Consider the following 13,514-nt stretch of genomic DNA (forward strand, 5'->3'; position numbering starts at 1 on the left):
GCAATGCAATGACACTAGACCTAGACAACATGACACAAGCAGAATTTGATGAAGTAATTGCTGAAATCAAGGATAGAAATCCGAACCTCTTCCAGTTTATTGCTGATTTTGTAGATCGAAAAGTAAGCACCGAAGAGGTGGACGACTTCCTGAAGATGGAGCGAACTGATCAAGTGGAATATATTAAGAATTATCAAGCGAGGGCATAGCATGAATGAATTAGATTTGACCAATACACAAGCGGTTGTCTTTATGATGGTATTGATTGGCTTACTGCTTTATCTAAACCACCTAGACCGCAAAAAAAGCGCCCAATTTGAGCGAGAAAACCAACAGACGATAGAAACACCTAGCGAGGATTTAAACCCTTACTACGGCCGTTATATCCAGCTTGCAGGTAAGATTCATAACTAGAAAGGAGTGTAATATGCAACTATTATCAAGAGAAGCAGAACTTGAATTACTGGAGAAAGTGGGAGATCACTTAGAGAAAAGGATGGAACTGGAAAAGCAACGTGATGACAACTGGGACTTGATTTCTAGGCCTGAGGTATTAGAGAAGTTAGGTATTAGTGGAACCACGTTAAATAATTGGCAGGACCATGGTCTAAAATCGTTCCAGTCGCCTTTTGAAAACAGTAAGAAAATCTATTACCGTAAGAGTGATATTTACAATTTTCTTGCAGTAGATTAGGAGGCAGAGAATGGCTAGGTATAACACACATCCAGCGCAAGGTGGTGGGCATTATCATGACGTTAAATTGTATAAGCACCGTGGCAGATCTTTGGAACAGTTCCAAGAACAAAAGCTACTGAAGAAGTTAAAAAAGAAACGCAAAAAGGGGCGATAGTATGACAATTTATGAGGCTAAAGGATTTCAAAACAATCTAGTCTATCCATTTGATAAGATTGAGCCGTTTGAGTATATTGAACGTTTTAAGCCTTTGGTAGTCCCTGAAGGGGCAAACATTGAAGAATTTAAACGTACACAAGCGCCTTACTGTATAAGTGGCAAAGTGACACCAGAAAAGCATGGCAGTTACAAGCGAAACAACTCCAGTCTAATCTATCGGGATTTGATTTTCCTTGATTATGACGATATACAGGGGACGACTGAGGGTTTTATAAAAGCCATTTCTAGCGCTTTATTTGGCTACTCCTATATCTTATACCCGACTATCAAACATAGCTTAGAAAAGCCCCGTTTTCGCCTTGTAGTGAAGCCTGACAACGTGATGAATGAGGCAACCTATAAGCAGGTAGTGAAGGAGATTGCTGACAAGATTGGACTACCCTTTGACATGGCCAGTCTAACCTGGTCACAACTCCAAGGGCTACCAGTAACAACAGGCGACCCGGCAAGTTATCAAAAGATTGTGGAGCATGGGCTTGATTATCCAGTACCAAAGACAACGGCTGAACCAGTCAAACAGAAAGCTACAAGCCTCCCATATACTCCAAGGCCAAGTGGTCAGAAATCTATGACCATGAGGATCATTGACACGCTTTTCAACGGATTTGGAGACGAGGGAGGGCGTAACGTAGCACTGACACGATTTGTAGGCTTACTCTTTAATAAGTGGGTTGATTGCGACTTAAAAACGGCTTATGAACTATCTAAGATAGCTAATAGCGTCACCAGTGAACCATTACCAATTGAAGAGTTAGACCGTACTTTTAGCAGTATTGCACGGGCTGAATACAGAAAGAGAGGTTAGAACCATAGAACTAGAAGAATTAGAAAACCTAGAAAGTGAAATCACGGAGGTCAGAGAGCAAGAACAACCTCCTAGAACGATGAGGGAATTATATAGCAGGATTTGGGGACTTGGAGATCAATGGCGTAAAGAAAACTCCTATATCGTGAATGAAGGAAAGAAAAACGAAAGGGTAGAAATCCCACGACCAAGTGTTGCAATCGTAGCTAAAGCATTACAGGAAATTTGCCATTTTACCTTTATTGGTGAGGGAGTTATAAGTGATATTAGTAAGTTATATCTTTACCATTTGGATTTAGGCCATTATGTATCAAGTAACGACATTTTTAGAAAGTTACTCCTAAAATATGACTCACGCTTGACTTCTAACAAGTTCTTTCTAGAACTTATCTCATATATCCGTACAGAAACTAAGATGAAACCACCCTTGGATGATTATCGATATATTCCAGTAGCGAATGGAGTTTATAATATTAAAACTCATAAACTAGAGGAATTTAGTCCTAACTTTGTAATTACTAGCAAGATACAAACGAAGTACAATCCTTGTGCCAGAAAGCCGATTTTAGATGGCTGGTTTGATTTTGATAGATGGTTAGAGACATTAGCAGTTAATGATACAGAAGTTGTAGCTTTATTGTGGCAAGTCATAAATGAAGCTATCAATCCCAACCGAACACGTAAGAAAATGGTGCTGATGGTTGGAGATGGTAATAATGGAAAGGGTACTTTTCAAGCCTTGCTAGAGAATTTAATAGGACGGTCAAATATTAGTAATTTAAAACCTGACCAATTCGGGAAAGAGTTCTATTTGGGCGCTTTGGAAGGAAAGGTTTGTAATATCGGAGATGATATTTCTAACAAGTACCTGGATGAAGTTTCTGACCTTATGAGTGTAATTAGTGGAGATCCAGTGCAGGTCAATAAAAAAAGCTTGCAACCCGTGGAAGCACGTTTCAGACTATTGTGTATCTTTTCGGGCAATGATTTGCCCAGAGCTAGAAATAAGACCATGGGGTGGTATAGACGGCTTTGTATCATTCCTTTCCGTGCAGATTTTAACGGTCAGAAAGAACGTCATGAAATCAAAGACCGATTTATAAAGAACAAAGAGCTACTAGAGTGGGTTTTGTTTAAAGTTTTAAATATGCCAGATTTTGATAGCTTTATAGAACCTAAAGCGGTAAAAGAAATGCTTAGCAAGTACAAAAACGATAACGATTATATCAAAGTTTGGGTAGAGAATTTCTATATCCCTAATGGTTGGCACAAAGTAAATCACGTTCCAATGTTTATAGCAAGAAACAAACTAAAAGAATTTGCTGAGGATATAGGGATAGATAAACCTAAACTTGGACAATTTGGCAATGCAGTAATGGCCGAATTGGAAAAAACAACGTCACATAAGTACTCAGCCAAAAATGGAACGGTTAGCCCTAAGTTTTATGAAGTACTTGACCCACAAGGTTTTCAACGTAAAAGATTTGTCAAAGGGGTATGGGGAATACACTTAGAAGATGAAGATTTAGGTTAGGAAATTTAATACTAAAAAACCAATTACACCAAGGGTTATAGCAATTTAGGTTATGCAAAAAATAGAAGCATAACCTAAACGCTAACCTCTGTAAACGTTGATATAAAAGTTTTTGCGAGTATTTAGGTTAGTAGGTTAGTTTTTATTTCTAATATCTCTATATAAAAAAATAAATATAACGTGTTATATAGGCGCGAACTTGAAAAGTAAACCTAACCCTAATCTAACACCCTTGAAGCGATTATATAATAGGCTTTTAAAGGGTTATTTTTTAAAACTAATCAAAACCTAATCTGAGAGAAAAAGGAGCAAACCAGATGGCGATGAACATTTGTCAAAGAGTGACTAGAAGAAACTGTTGAGCGGATCAGTGAGGTACTAGATGGATTTATTGAGAATGCGAACTATAATTCATCGGTGAATAATGTGAACGTGATTAAAATAGCGGAGAAGTTTGGGCAGGTCTTTGAAGAAATTAATGAACTAAAAGCAGTAGCTGACAAACACTAAAACAAAATGGGGTAGATAGTATCGACCCCCTTGCAATGGTGTAACTACTAGTGACACCCTTAAAACAGAAAGAGGAAAAACAACATGAAAATTAAACTATTTTATCAGAAATACAAGCAAAGCCTAGAGGATTTTGAAAGCCAGGTAAATGATTTTATGGCAACCGTTGGAGTGGTGGATGTAAAATATTCAGAGGCAACAGTGGGGAATAGTGAGGATATGGATACACTAACCAGTGTGATGGTTCTATACAAATAGCATGAGAGGTAAACATGGAGATACAAGAAGGCTTTATTTATTTCAAAAGTTATGGTATAATAAAACTGTTAGAGATCCCGAAGTTTGGAAGCGTAACGCTTAAAATACAAGACGGCGAGATTGTCTCCAGCGTGGAATCTAAAACAACAATATTTAAAAAGAATACTGACTGAAAAAATCAGAGGTATAGCATAAAGTAGAGGAATCTATTTTGGCTATGCCTCTTTTGTTTTTGGAAAGATTGGAGGAAAAAGAAATGCCAACATTGCAAGAAGTCAAAAACCAGATGGACAAAGTACGGACTCAATTAGAGATTTTTGATCGCTTTGATGAGGAAATCAAGAAAGCAGAAAAAGAAGTTAAGGCTATTAAAGCTAAAAAAGCGGATTTACAAACTTTTGAAGATTTTCAAGCTATCAACGCAAAAGAAAAGTATATTGCTGATATGAAAGCACAAAGAACTAAACTTGAAAAAGAACGAATTGACTCAATCGTAGCAGACGCTAGAAAAATTAATGCGAAAGGTTATTTAGAGACAGCATTAGAGCAAGATGAAACAGTGAAGCGCCAGCGTCAAGAAATCAAACAGAAATCTATTGATCTTTTGGAATTAATTGCGAATTATAACGAAAACTACAAAAATACTGCTAAGAGATTGGCGGATGAGGTAAGAGAAACAGGTATCGAAGAGTTATTTGACCGCCTGAATACATCTCCAGAATATAGTGGAGTAAGTAAGCCTTACATTTACAGTGGCGTAGCTGGTTACATGGGAAACCAGCACCGCTATTTAGATTCGAGTGATGATTTGGCGTATTTTGTGAATCGCATCAATTTATTCGAAGGAGAACAATAATGAAAGATGAATATAAACAACTATTTCAAGAAATCGAAGAAGAGAAGAGACAAGCTGACTTACTGCAGGGGCTTGCCAAGAACGTAGAAAGTATTTCAAAATCTTATGAAGAGGAAGCTGTAACCCTTGAAGAGTTTAAAGCTATGGGCTACGAGCGTAGACGTGAACTATTTGAGAAAGATAAAGCCCTATATGATAGGCTACTGGGCAAGGAAAAACGTGGTTTGTTAGGTTTGTGATGTGGAGGGGAGCAATCCCCTTTTTTTACATAAATCAGACAGAATTACACACGAGGTAGGGGAATAGTTAGAAGTTTAAAAGCAAGACTAGAAAAGATAAAGGAACACGCATCTAAGACAGAATACGCTACACAAGATGAGTGTATGTCTCTATATGTGGATTGTCTGAGATTAGCTTTTCAAGACAACGGACTGGATATAAACATGGATGATTATATCCCTAGAAAATTTAGTGACGTCAAATCTTCAGATTATAAACGAGCAAAAGAAAAAATAGACGAACTAAAAAGCAAGGTTAAAGAAAGCGAGGTGACTAGTATTTGACAGAATTAAGCAGAAAAAAAGAAATATTTATGGCCAATTATCTCATGACTGGGAATGTAAAAAAAGCCAGTGAATTAAGTGGAATAACCAGAAGGACGGCTTACAATTACTTGAACGATGTAACTTTTAAGAGGGTTTACCGTGAAAGACGTAGCGAACAACTCAAGGAGTCTACTACGCTGTTACAGAATGCGAGTGTCGAGGCTGTAACCGTATTGAGGGAAATCATGCTTGATAAGACAGTAAGCCCGTATGCGAGACAACAGAGCGCCCAGAGCATTCTAAACATGGCTTATAAGGCAGTTGAAATGGTTGAGGTAGTGGAGCAATTAGAAATATTAGAGGCGAAGATACTAGATGAAGGCGATTAAAAACCGTTTAAATAAGTTGAATAAGTTAGCGGTGGTCGATGAAGTTGATACCGTGTTTTTGACGCAGATTGATACTGGACATTTTGAGGTAAGATATAGGATAGGTGGGAAAAATCCCAAAGATATTATAGAAGTCTATCCGACAAAAGAAGAAGCAGAAAAAGCTATCTCAGAAATTAGAAATACAAAAGGATTGCGGATATTCTGGGACAATTTGGCTTTATTGGAGGATGATTAGAGCTTATCATTTATCAAGCAGATAAGAGAAATAATAACCCTCCTTAACTCCCTGAGAAACGACAAGCAGATAAGCGAAGTTTTTACCCCTCTTATTTCGGATCTACTCCTTGCAGAATGACAAGCAGATAAGGACGACAATAAACCTTCTTAATTGCTTACAAAACGATAGGGAGTTAAGACGAATTTAAAAGCCCCTTATTTTCGTTTTTCTCCTTGTCAAACGGTAAGGAAATAAGACAGGAAATAACATCGCTTATTTTGGATTTGTTGCTTACCAAGTGATAAGCAGATAAGCAAAGAAATAACTTGCCTTAATTGCTTGCAGAATGACAAGGAAAGAAGAGAAATAAAAACATCCCTTAATTGCTTATCAAACCATAAGGAGATATGGGGGCTATCTCCCTCCCTGCGCGCTTCTATGAGCTTCACACCGTCATTGTACATTTTTTCTCACGGGAAAGCATTTGAAGCTAGAGCGAACATAGAGAAATAGCAAAAAAAGCCAGCACAGGGCTGACTCCTTTGTGATATATCCGATAAAAATATTATATCATAGAGGAGGCCGAGGCATGACACCAGAGCAGGTAAAAGAAAAACTAGAGGGCGTTAAGTGGATAAGCAAGGAAATCAAAGGCTTATATTTGGAATTGGAGGCCCTGGAAGGTGGTATTATCAAAAAGCCAACACTAAGCCATAGCAGGATACAGGCAAGCAGAGAGAACAAGACAGAGAACGATCTTATAAGTGTTCTAAAACTAAAAGAGGATACGCTTCAGAGGATTGAGCGACTTACTGAAGAGAGAATGGAAATATCTAGGCTGATTGATAAGTTGGTCAATCCGCTTGAGCGTTCTGTTCTAAGACTTTTTTATTTGAATAATCTAGACGCTTGGCAGGTTGCTGAGGAAATAGATAAATCAAAGACTACAGTATATCGAGTAAAGCAGGAAGCTATAGAACACTTGAGCAAGGTGGAAGGAGCGAACTAATGGAGCTGGATAAGTTTAAAACGATGATGAACGTCAGAGAGCGTATGACTTACTTTCTACGTTTCCAGAGGATGGCAGGAAGTGAAAACCAAGTTAGTATCGATGAAGAGGCTTGGAAACTTGTCTTACCTGATCAGTGGAATTTGAGCGGTGAGCATGAAAAAGCAATCCGTGAGGGGTTGGAAATATTCGCCCACGACATTAACAGCATAGAGAACAAGCGAGCCAGAAAATACTTTATTATCCATTATTGCTATATGAGAAAGAAAACAATGAGTGAATGCGTAGAGATGGCAGGTACTAGCTCCACTACTTATCATCGATACAAACAGATAGCTGTTTTAAACTATGCGAGAATCCACCAGAACGGAGAGTTAGAAGTGTATAAGTAGGCAAATGTAGGCTGAGACTTCATATTTGCCCCATTGTATAAAGATAATATTGAAAAGTTTGCGAAAAAGGATTATACTGAAGTTGTAGCACAAGAGAAAACTCTTGAATTATTATCTCAAGCATTCGACTTTGAATTTGGAAGGATTGAATGATATGGTTAAAAAAGATATTTATGATTGGCCAGAAGGCGAAGACGACAATCTGGATGAATTGTTAAAAAAAGCCTATGAACGAAATAAGAATAAAACTGTTGAGGAGTTAGATGCCGAATGGGATGAATTTGTCAAGAGTCTAAAACTTGAAACGATTTAAATAAGCACCTAGAGAAATCTAAGTGCTTTTTGATATGAGTTATTTTTGCCTTTTATATACTACGTGGTATAATGAACCTATCAGCAATAAAAAAGCACGTTTGACCGTGCTAGTTTCTTGCCTGCTGAACTCATCATTTTAAGTCCTTTTTTGTTACCCTTTATGTTTTCTCAACTTATTTGAATTTAATCGTTTTTGAGAAAATCAAGTTAGATATTGAGTAGGCTTAGGCCTATTTTTTAGTATCTGATAATAGGAAGATAACCTTAAAAAATAAAATAGTTCAGTGAACTATTTTATCCCGAACCTTGAAATTCAAAAGTTCGGCCGTTGATTTAACAACGTTTCTAGCCCCTCGGATTTGATCCGAAGGGCTTTTTTTCTGTTCAGGGGGCAAAAAAGGGGCATAACTTTTTAAAAAAGGTAAGTTAATACAAATACGATTCAGCTAATATAATTGAAAATGATAGAAAAAAAGGTGAAATTATGGTATACTTTAACGTAGGACCTTTTTAGAAATTTTGAAAGAGTATTAAAAATTTAAAATGAGAAAAATTGTTATCAATGGTGGCTTGCCCCTGCAAGGTGAGATTACCATTAGTGGCGCAAAAAATAGTGTTGTAGCTTTAATTCCGGCTATTATTTTGGCAGATGATGTTGTGACTTTAGATTGTGTACCTGATATTTCTGATGTTGCTAGTCTTGTCGAAATCATGGAGTTAATGGGTGCTACCGTTAAGCGTTATGACGATGTATTGGAGATTGATCCAAGAGGTGTTCAAAATATTCCAATGCCTTATGGGAAAATCAACAGTCTTCGTGCATCTTATTATTTTTATGGAAGTCTTTTAGGTCGCTTTGGTGAAGCTACTGTTGGTTTACCTGGTGGATGTGATTTGGGACCTCGCCCTATTGACTTACACCTTAAGGCTTTTGAAGCTATGGGAGCAACTGTCAGCTACGAGGGAGATAACATGAAGTTATCTGCCAAAGATACAGGACTTCACGGCGCAAGTATCTACATGGACACGGTTAGTGTCGGTGCGACTATTAATACGATGATTGCTGCGGTTAAAGCAAGTGGTCGTACTATTATTGAAAATGCAGCCCGTGAGCCTGAGATTATTGATGTAGCTACTCTCTTGAATAATATGGGTGCCCATATCCGTGGTGCAGGAACCAATATCATCATTATTGATGGTGTTGAAAGATTACACGGAACGCGTCATCAGGTGATTCCAGATCGTATTGAAGCTGGAACGTATATTTCCTTAGCTGCTGCAGTTGGTAAGGGAATTCGTATTAATAATGTACTATACGAACACTTAGAAGGTTTCATTGCGAAGTTGGAAGAAATGGGAGTTCGAATGACTGTATCTGAAGACAGCATTTTTGTCGAGGAACAGTCTAATTTGAAAGCAATCAATATTAAGACAGCTCCTTATCCTGGTTTTGCTACTGACTTGCAACAACCAATTACTCCTCTCTTGTTAACAGCGGAAGGGCGTGGTACCATTATTGATACCATTTATGAGAAACGTGTAAACCATGTTTTTGAACTAGCAAAGATGGACGCGGATATTACGACTACAAATGACCATATTTTATATAACGGTGGACGTAGTTTACGTGGGGCAAATGTAAAAGCTACTGACCTTAGAGCTGGGGCCGCACTTGTCATTGCTGGTTTGATGGCTGAAGGTAAAACTGAAATTACAAATATTGAGTTCATCTTACGTGGTTATTCAGATATTATTGAAAAATTATGTAATCTAGGAGCGGATATTACACTTGTTGAAGAATAAACCGTAGAGGTGATTATGAATATTTGGACCAAATTAGCAATGTTTTCTTTTTTTGAAACGGATCGCTTGTATTTGCGTCCTTTCTTTTTTAGTGATAGTCAAGACTTTCATGAGATAGCTTCAAATCCCGAAAATCTCCAATTTATTTTTCCGACTCAGGCAAGTCTGGAAGAAAGCCAATATGCACTGGCTAATTACTTTATGAAGGCTCCTTTAGGAGTATGGGCTATTTGTGACAAGAAAACTGAAAAAATGATTGGTTCTATTAAATTTGAGAAGTTAGATGAAATCAAAAAAGAAGCAGAGCTTGGCTATTTTTTGAGAAAAGATGCATGGTCTCAAGGTTTCATGACAGAAGTTGTAAAAAAACTATGTCAGCTTTCTTTTGAAGAATTTGGTTTAAAACAATTAGCCATCATTACTCACCTTGAAAATGAAGCTAGCCAAAGGGTTGCTCTTAAGGCTGGATTTCGATTGATTCGTCAGTTTAAAGGAAGTGATCGCTACACAAGAAAAATGCGGGATTATCTTGAATTTCGGTATGTAAAAGGAGAATTCAATGAGTAAGCACCAAGAAATTCTAAGTTATTTGGAAGAATTACCCGTTGGTAAAAGGGTCAGTGTTCGTAGCATTTCCAATCATCTGGGAGTCAGTGATGGAACGGCTTATCGGGCCATTAAAGAAGCTGAAAACCGTGGAATTGTGGAAACCCGTCCTAGAAGTGGTACTATCCGTGTTAAATCACAAAAAGTTGCCATTGAAAGATTAACTTTTGCTGAAATTGCAGAAGTGACTTCTTCTGAGGTTCTAGCTGGTCAAGAAGGTTTAGAGAGAGAGTTTAGTAAGTTCTCAATCGGTGCCATGACTGAGCAAAATATCTTATCTTACCTTCATGATGGGGGGCTCTTGATTGTCGGAGACCGGACTCGTATTCAATTATTAGCGCTGGAAAATGAAAATGCAGTTCTGGTTACAGGTGGATTTCAGGTTCATGATGATGTCATTAAACTGGCCAATCAAAAAGGAATTCCTGTTCTAAGAAGCAAGCATGATACTTTCACCGTTGCGACCATGATCAATAAAGCCTTGTCAAATGTTCAAATCAAAACAGATATTTTGACAGTTGAGAAACTGTACCGTCCGAGTCATGAATATGGTTTTCTGAGAGAGACCGACACTGTTAAAGATTATTTGGACTTGGTACGTAAGAATCGTAGCAGTCGTTTCCCTGTTATTAATCAACATCAGGTTGTTGTGGGCGTTGTAACCATGAGAGACGCTGGTGATAAGTCACCAAGTACCACAATTGATAAGGTCATGTCCCGCAGTCTATTTTTAGTTGGATTATCGACAAATATTGCCAATGTGAGTCAACGGATGATTGCTGAAGACTTTGAAATGGTACCAGTTATTCGAAGTAATCAAACCTTACTTGGCGTTATAACTAGACGAGATGTCATGGAGAAGATGAGTCGTTCCCAAGTTTCTGCTCTACCTACTTTTTCTGAGCAGATTGGACAAAAACTTTCTTATCATCATGATGAAGTAGTCATTACAGTGGAACCCTTTATGCTTGAGAAGAACGGTGTTTTGGCTAATGGTGTATTGGCAGAAATTTTGACCCACATGACCCAAGATTTAGTTGTTAATAGTGGTCGAAATCTCATTATTGAGCAGATGCTGATTTACTTTTTACAGGCTGTTCAGATAGATGATATACTGCGTATTCAAGCACGTATTATCCATCATACGAGACGGTCAGCTATTATCGATTATGATATTTATCATGGTCACCAGATTGTTTCAAAAGCAAATGTGACCGTTAAAATTAATTAGAAACTAGGAGAAAAAATGATAACATTAAAATCAGCTCGTGAAATCGAAGCTATGGACAAGGCTGGGGATTTTCTAGCAAGCATTCATATCGGCTTACGTGATTTGATTAAGCCTGGCGTAGATATGTGGGAAGTTGAAGAGTATGTCCGCCGTCGTTGTAAGGAAGAAAATTTCCTTCCGCTTCAGATTGGTGTTGACGGTGCTATGATGGACTATCCTTATGCTACCTGCTGCTCTCTTAACGATGAAGTAGCTCACGCTTTTCCTCGTCACTATATCTTGAAAGATGGTGATTTACTCAATGTTGATATGGTTTTGGGAGGTCCTATTGCTAAATCTGACCTGAATGTCTCAAAACTAAACTTCAACAATGTGGAGCAAATGAAAAAATACACTCAGAGCTACTCTGGTGGTTTAGCAGACTCGTGTTGGGCTTATGCTGTTGGTACACCGTCCGAAGAAGTGAAAAACTTGATGAATGTGACCAAAGAAGCCATGTACAAGGGAATCGAGCAAGCTGTTGTTGGAAATCGTATCGGTGATATCGGTGCAGCGATTCAAGAATACGCTGAAAGTCGTGGTTACGGTGTAGTACGTGATTTGGTTGGTCATGGTGTTGGTCCAACCATGCACGAAGAACCAATGGTTCCTAACTATGGTATTGCTGGTCGTGGTCTTCGTCTCCGTGAAGGAATGGTTTTGACCATTGAACCAATGATCAATACAGGTGACTGGGAAATTGATACTGATATGAAGACCGGTTGGGCGCATAAAACCATTGACGGTGGTTTATCTTGTCAATATGAACACCAATTCGTGATTACTAAAGATGGACCTGTTATCTTGACTAGCCAAGGTGAAGAAGGAACTTATTAATAAAAAGTAAAAAGGCTGCTGGATGTTCATTTTGAAAAATGGAGTAGATTGTTTCATATTTAAATAAACGCATTGTATCAAGTTTTAGGTAGCTGATATGATGCGTTTTTCTGATTTTAAGATTTTTAATTCAATCTCTTGTTCTTTATTAAGATTTCAAAAACAAAATTCTTCTAAACTGCTACACTTCAGGTTAAAAAAAGGACATTTCAGATTTTCTGGTTCAGAAATAGCTATCACTATGATATAATTATTTTATGATTATTACTATTCCTATAAAAAACCAAAAAGATATTGGCACACCATCTGATTCAGTCGTAGTTCTTGGCTATTTTGATGGTATACATAAGGGACATCAAGAATTATTTCGTGTTGCCAACAAGGCTGCGAGAAAGGATTTATTGCCTATCGTAGTTATGACATTTAATGAATCTCCAAAGATTGCTTTAGAGCCTTATCATCCTGATTTGTTTTTACATATTTTAAATCCTGCTGAACGTGAAAGAAAATTAAAACGCGAAGGTGTAGAAGAATTATATCTCCTTGATTTTAGTAGCCAATTCGCTAGTCTCACGGCAGAAGAATTTTTTGCAACCTATATCAAGGCTATGAATGCCAAAATTATTGTTGCAGGTTTTGATTATACATTTGGTTCTGACAAAAAAACGGCAGAAGATTTAAAGGATTACTTTGATGGAGAAGTTATCATCGTCCCACCTGTAGAAGATGAGAAAGGAAAGATTAGTTCAACACGTATTCGTCAAGCTATTTTAGACGGAAATGTGAAAGAAGCAGGAGAACTTTTGGGGGTACCGCTTCCATCAAGAGGAATGGTTGTCCATGGTAATGCTCGTGGTCGTACGATTGGTTATCCAACAGCTAATTTGGTGCTTTTAGACCGTACTTATATGCCGGCAGATGGCGTTTATGTGGTTGATGTTGAGATTCAAAGACAGAAGTATCGTGCTATGGCTAGTGTTGGAAAAAATGTGACCTTTGATGGAGAAGAAGCACGTTTTGAAGTCAACATTTTTGATTTTAATCAAGATATTTATGGTGAAACCGTTATGGTTTATTGGCTTGATCGTATTCGAGATATGACCAAATTTGACTCAGTCGACCAATTAGTGGACCAGTTAAAGGCAGATGAAGAAGTAGCTCGGAATTGGTCTTAAGAAATTGAGTAAACAAAAAAGAGGTTGTCTGTACCCCAAAAGATAGAAGATTTAGTCTAACTTTTGAGGTCACTAC

General features: G+C 37.8%; 20 protein-coding genes. All 20 read left to right on the forward strand.

The window, feature by feature from the left end; all coding sequences use genetic code 11:
* Positions 1-8 precede the first annotated feature (8 nt).
* The 20 genes from ACLNCW_RS00885 to ACLNCW_RS00980 all read left to right on the forward strand — a co-directional run bounded on the left by ACLNCW_RS00885 (position 9) and on the right by ACLNCW_RS00980 (position 13,438).
* The gene (locus tag ACLNCW_RS00885; RefSeq protein ID WP_261015597.1) at positions 9-209 is read left to right on the forward strand and encodes a hypothetical protein; all 201 of its coding nucleotides are present in this window, start codon (positions 9-11) and stop codon (positions 207-209) included.
* Position 210: 1 nt separating this feature from the next.
* Positions 211-414, forward strand: a complete 204-nt coding sequence (locus ACLNCW_RS00890; RefSeq protein WP_084953892.1) for a hypothetical protein — start codon at positions 211-213, stop codon at positions 412-414.
* Between the two features lie 13 nt (positions 415-427).
* Entirely contained in the window at positions 428-694 is a 267-nt protein-coding gene (locus tag ACLNCW_RS00895; protein WP_125422183.1) for a DNA-binding protein, read from the forward strand.
* A 10-nt stretch (positions 695-704) separates the two neighbouring features.
* Positions 705-851 (forward strand): hypothetical protein, encoded by a 147-nt coding sequence (locus ACLNCW_RS00900; protein WP_185776771.1) that lies wholly within the window; start codon positions 705-707, stop codon positions 849-851.
* A 1-nt stretch (position 852) separates the two neighbouring features.
* Positions 853-1,719, forward strand: coding sequence for a primase alpha helix C-terminal domain-containing protein (locus tag ACLNCW_RS00905; protein WP_424845202.1), 867 nt, complete (start codon positions 853-855; stop codon positions 1,717-1,719).
* Positions 1,720-1,798: 79 nt separating this feature from the next.
* Positions 1,799-3,253: a DNA primase family protein gene (locus ACLNCW_RS00910; protein WP_424845205.1), complete on the forward strand. Its 1,455-nt coding sequence runs from the start codon at positions 1,799-1,801 to the stop codon at positions 3,251-3,253.
* A 594-nt stretch (positions 3,254-3,847) separates the two neighbouring features.
* On the forward strand, positions 3,848-4,021 hold the full coding sequence (locus tag ACLNCW_RS00915; RefSeq protein WP_119942682.1) for a sporulation protein Cse60: 174 nt from the start codon (positions 3,848-3,850) through the stop codon (positions 4,019-4,021).
* Positions 4,022-4,035: 14 nt separating this feature from the next.
* A complete protein-coding gene (locus ACLNCW_RS00920; RefSeq protein ID WP_084953899.1) occupies positions 4,036-4,194 on the forward strand; it encodes a DUF2292 domain-containing protein in 159 nt (52 codons plus the stop codon).
* 83 nt (positions 4,195-4,277) lie between these two features.
* Positions 4,278-4,877: a hypothetical protein gene (locus tag ACLNCW_RS00925; protein ID WP_239499784.1), complete on the forward strand. Its 600-nt coding sequence runs from the start codon at positions 4,278-4,280 to the stop codon at positions 4,875-4,877.
* On the forward strand, positions 4,877-5,116 hold the full coding sequence (locus ACLNCW_RS00930; protein ID WP_125386736.1) for a hypothetical protein: 240 nt from the start codon (positions 4,877-4,879) through the stop codon (positions 5,114-5,116). The genes ACLNCW_RS00925 and ACLNCW_RS00930 overlap by 1 nt, the downstream gene beginning before the upstream one ends.
* A gap of 353 nt (positions 5,117-5,469) precedes the next feature.
* Positions 5,470-5,811, forward strand: a complete 342-nt coding sequence (locus tag ACLNCW_RS00935; RefSeq protein WP_164226176.1) for a replication protein — start codon at positions 5,470-5,472, stop codon at positions 5,809-5,811.
* A complete protein-coding gene (locus tag ACLNCW_RS00940) occupies positions 5,798-6,049 on the forward strand; it encodes a hypothetical protein (RefSeq protein ID WP_119942690.1) in 252 nt (83 codons plus the stop codon). The genes ACLNCW_RS00935 and ACLNCW_RS00940 overlap by 14 nt, the downstream gene beginning before the upstream one ends.
* 571 nt (positions 6,050-6,620) lie before the next feature.
* The gene (locus ACLNCW_RS00945) at positions 6,621-7,040 is read left to right on the forward strand and encodes a DUF1492 domain-containing protein (protein WP_261074208.1); all 420 of its coding nucleotides are present in this window, start codon (positions 6,621-6,623) and stop codon (positions 7,038-7,040) included.
* Positions 7,040-7,432, forward strand: coding sequence for a transcriptional regulator (locus ACLNCW_RS00950; RefSeq protein ID WP_261074207.1), 393 nt, complete (start codon positions 7,040-7,042; stop codon positions 7,430-7,432). The genes ACLNCW_RS00945 and ACLNCW_RS00950 overlap by 1 nt, the downstream gene beginning before the upstream one ends.
* Positions 7,433-7,535: 103 nt before the next feature.
* Entirely contained in the window at positions 7,536-7,745 is a 210-nt protein-coding gene (locus ACLNCW_RS00955) for a hypothetical protein (protein ID WP_001110380.1), read from the forward strand.
* A gap of 545 nt (positions 7,746-8,290) precedes the next feature.
* On the forward strand, positions 8,291-9,550 hold the full coding sequence (locus ACLNCW_RS00960; RefSeq protein ID WP_424845203.1) for a UDP-N-acetylglucosamine 1-carboxyvinyltransferase: 1,260 nt from the start codon (positions 8,291-8,293) through the stop codon (positions 9,548-9,550).
* A 15-nt stretch (positions 9,551-9,565) separates the two neighbouring features.
* On the forward strand, positions 9,566-10,117 hold the full coding sequence (locus ACLNCW_RS00965) for a GNAT family N-acetyltransferase (protein WP_261080707.1): 552 nt from the start codon (positions 9,566-9,568) through the stop codon (positions 10,115-10,117).
* Positions 10,110-11,387, forward strand: coding sequence for a CBS-HotDog domain-containing transcription factor SpxR (spxR, locus tag ACLNCW_RS00970; protein WP_261080612.1), 1,278 nt, complete (start codon positions 10,110-10,112; stop codon positions 11,385-11,387). The genes ACLNCW_RS00965 and spxR overlap by 8 nt, the downstream gene beginning before the upstream one ends.
* Before the next feature lie 15 nt (positions 11,388-11,402).
* Positions 11,403-12,263: a methionyl aminopeptidase gene (locus ACLNCW_RS00975; RefSeq protein WP_424845204.1), complete on the forward strand. Its 861-nt coding sequence runs from the start codon at positions 11,403-11,405 to the stop codon at positions 12,261-12,263.
* Between the two features lie 257 nt (positions 12,264-12,520).
* Positions 12,521-13,438: a bifunctional riboflavin kinase/FAD synthetase gene (locus ACLNCW_RS00980; protein ID WP_084927290.1), complete on the forward strand. Its 918-nt coding sequence runs from the start codon at positions 12,521-12,523 to the stop codon at positions 13,436-13,438.
* Positions 13,439-13,514: the final 76 nt, after the last annotated feature.

The sequence above is a fragment of the Streptococcus sp. CL6.22 genome (assembly GCF_049738055.1).
GTDB classification, from domain to species: Bacteria; Bacillota; Bacilli; order Lactobacillales; family Streptococcaceae; genus Streptococcus; species Streptococcus mitis_DJ.

Bases quoted from the DNA above. Each gene is read 5' to 3' on its own strand.
- ACLNCW_RS00905 (WP_424845202.1), top strand. From the start codon at position 853: ATGACAATTTATGAGGCTAAAGGATTTCAAAACAATCTAGTCTATCCA.
- ACLNCW_RS00890 (WP_084953892.1), top strand. From the start codon at position 211: ATGAATGAATTAGATTTGACCAATACACAAGCGGTTGTCTTTATGATG.
- ACLNCW_RS00920 (WP_084953899.1), top strand. From the start codon at position 4,036: ATGGAGATACAAGAAGGCTTTATTTATTTCAAAAGTTATGGTATAATA.
- ACLNCW_RS00960 (WP_424845203.1), top strand. From the start codon at position 8,291: ATGAGAAAAATTGTTATCAATGGTGGCTTGCCCCTGCAAGGTGAGATT.
- ACLNCW_RS00945 (WP_261074208.1), top strand. From the start codon at position 6,621: ATGACACCAGAGCAGGTAAAAGAAAAACTAGAGGGCGTTAAGTGGATA.
- ACLNCW_RS00925 (WP_239499784.1), top strand. From the start codon at position 4,278: ATGCCAACATTGCAAGAAGTCAAAAACCAGATGGACAAAGTACGGACT.
- ACLNCW_RS00895 (WP_125422183.1), top strand. From the start codon at position 428: ATGCAACTATTATCAAGAGAAGCAGAACTTGAATTACTGGAGAAAGTG.
- ACLNCW_RS00930 (WP_125386736.1), top strand. From the start codon at position 4,877: ATGAAAGATGAATATAAACAACTATTTCAAGAAATCGAAGAAGAGAAG.
- ACLNCW_RS00885 (WP_261015597.1), top strand. From the start codon at position 9: ATGACACTAGACCTAGACAACATGACACAAGCAGAATTTGATGAAGTA.
- ACLNCW_RS00910 (WP_424845205.1), top strand. From the start codon at position 1,799: ATGAGGGAATTATATAGCAGGATTTGGGGACTTGGAGATCAATGGCGT.
- ACLNCW_RS00935 (WP_164226176.1), top strand. From the start codon at position 5,470: ATGGCCAATTATCTCATGACTGGGAATGTAAAAAAAGCCAGTGAATTA.
- ACLNCW_RS00965 (WP_261080707.1), top strand. From the start codon at position 9,566: ATGAATATTTGGACCAAATTAGCAATGTTTTCTTTTTTTGAAACGGAT.
- spxR (WP_261080612.1), top strand. From the start codon at position 10,110: ATGAGTAAGCACCAAGAAATTCTAAGTTATTTGGAAGAATTACCCGTT.
- ACLNCW_RS00940 (WP_119942690.1), top strand. From the start codon at position 5,798: ATGAAGGCGATTAAAAACCGTTTAAATAAGTTGAATAAGTTAGCGGTG.
- ACLNCW_RS00915 (WP_119942682.1), top strand. From the start codon at position 3,848: ATGAAAATTAAACTATTTTATCAGAAATACAAGCAAAGCCTAGAGGAT.
- ACLNCW_RS00975 (WP_424845204.1), top strand. From the start codon at position 11,403: ATGATAACATTAAAATCAGCTCGTGAAATCGAAGCTATGGACAAGGCT.
- ACLNCW_RS00900 (WP_185776771.1), top strand. From the start codon at position 705: ATGGCTAGGTATAACACACATCCAGCGCAAGGTGGTGGGCATTATCAT.
- ACLNCW_RS00950 (WP_261074207.1), top strand. From the start codon at position 7,040: ATGGAGCTGGATAAGTTTAAAACGATGATGAACGTCAGAGAGCGTATG.
- ACLNCW_RS00980 (WP_084927290.1), top strand. From the start codon at position 12,521: ATGATTATTACTATTCCTATAAAAAACCAAAAAGATATTGGCACACCA.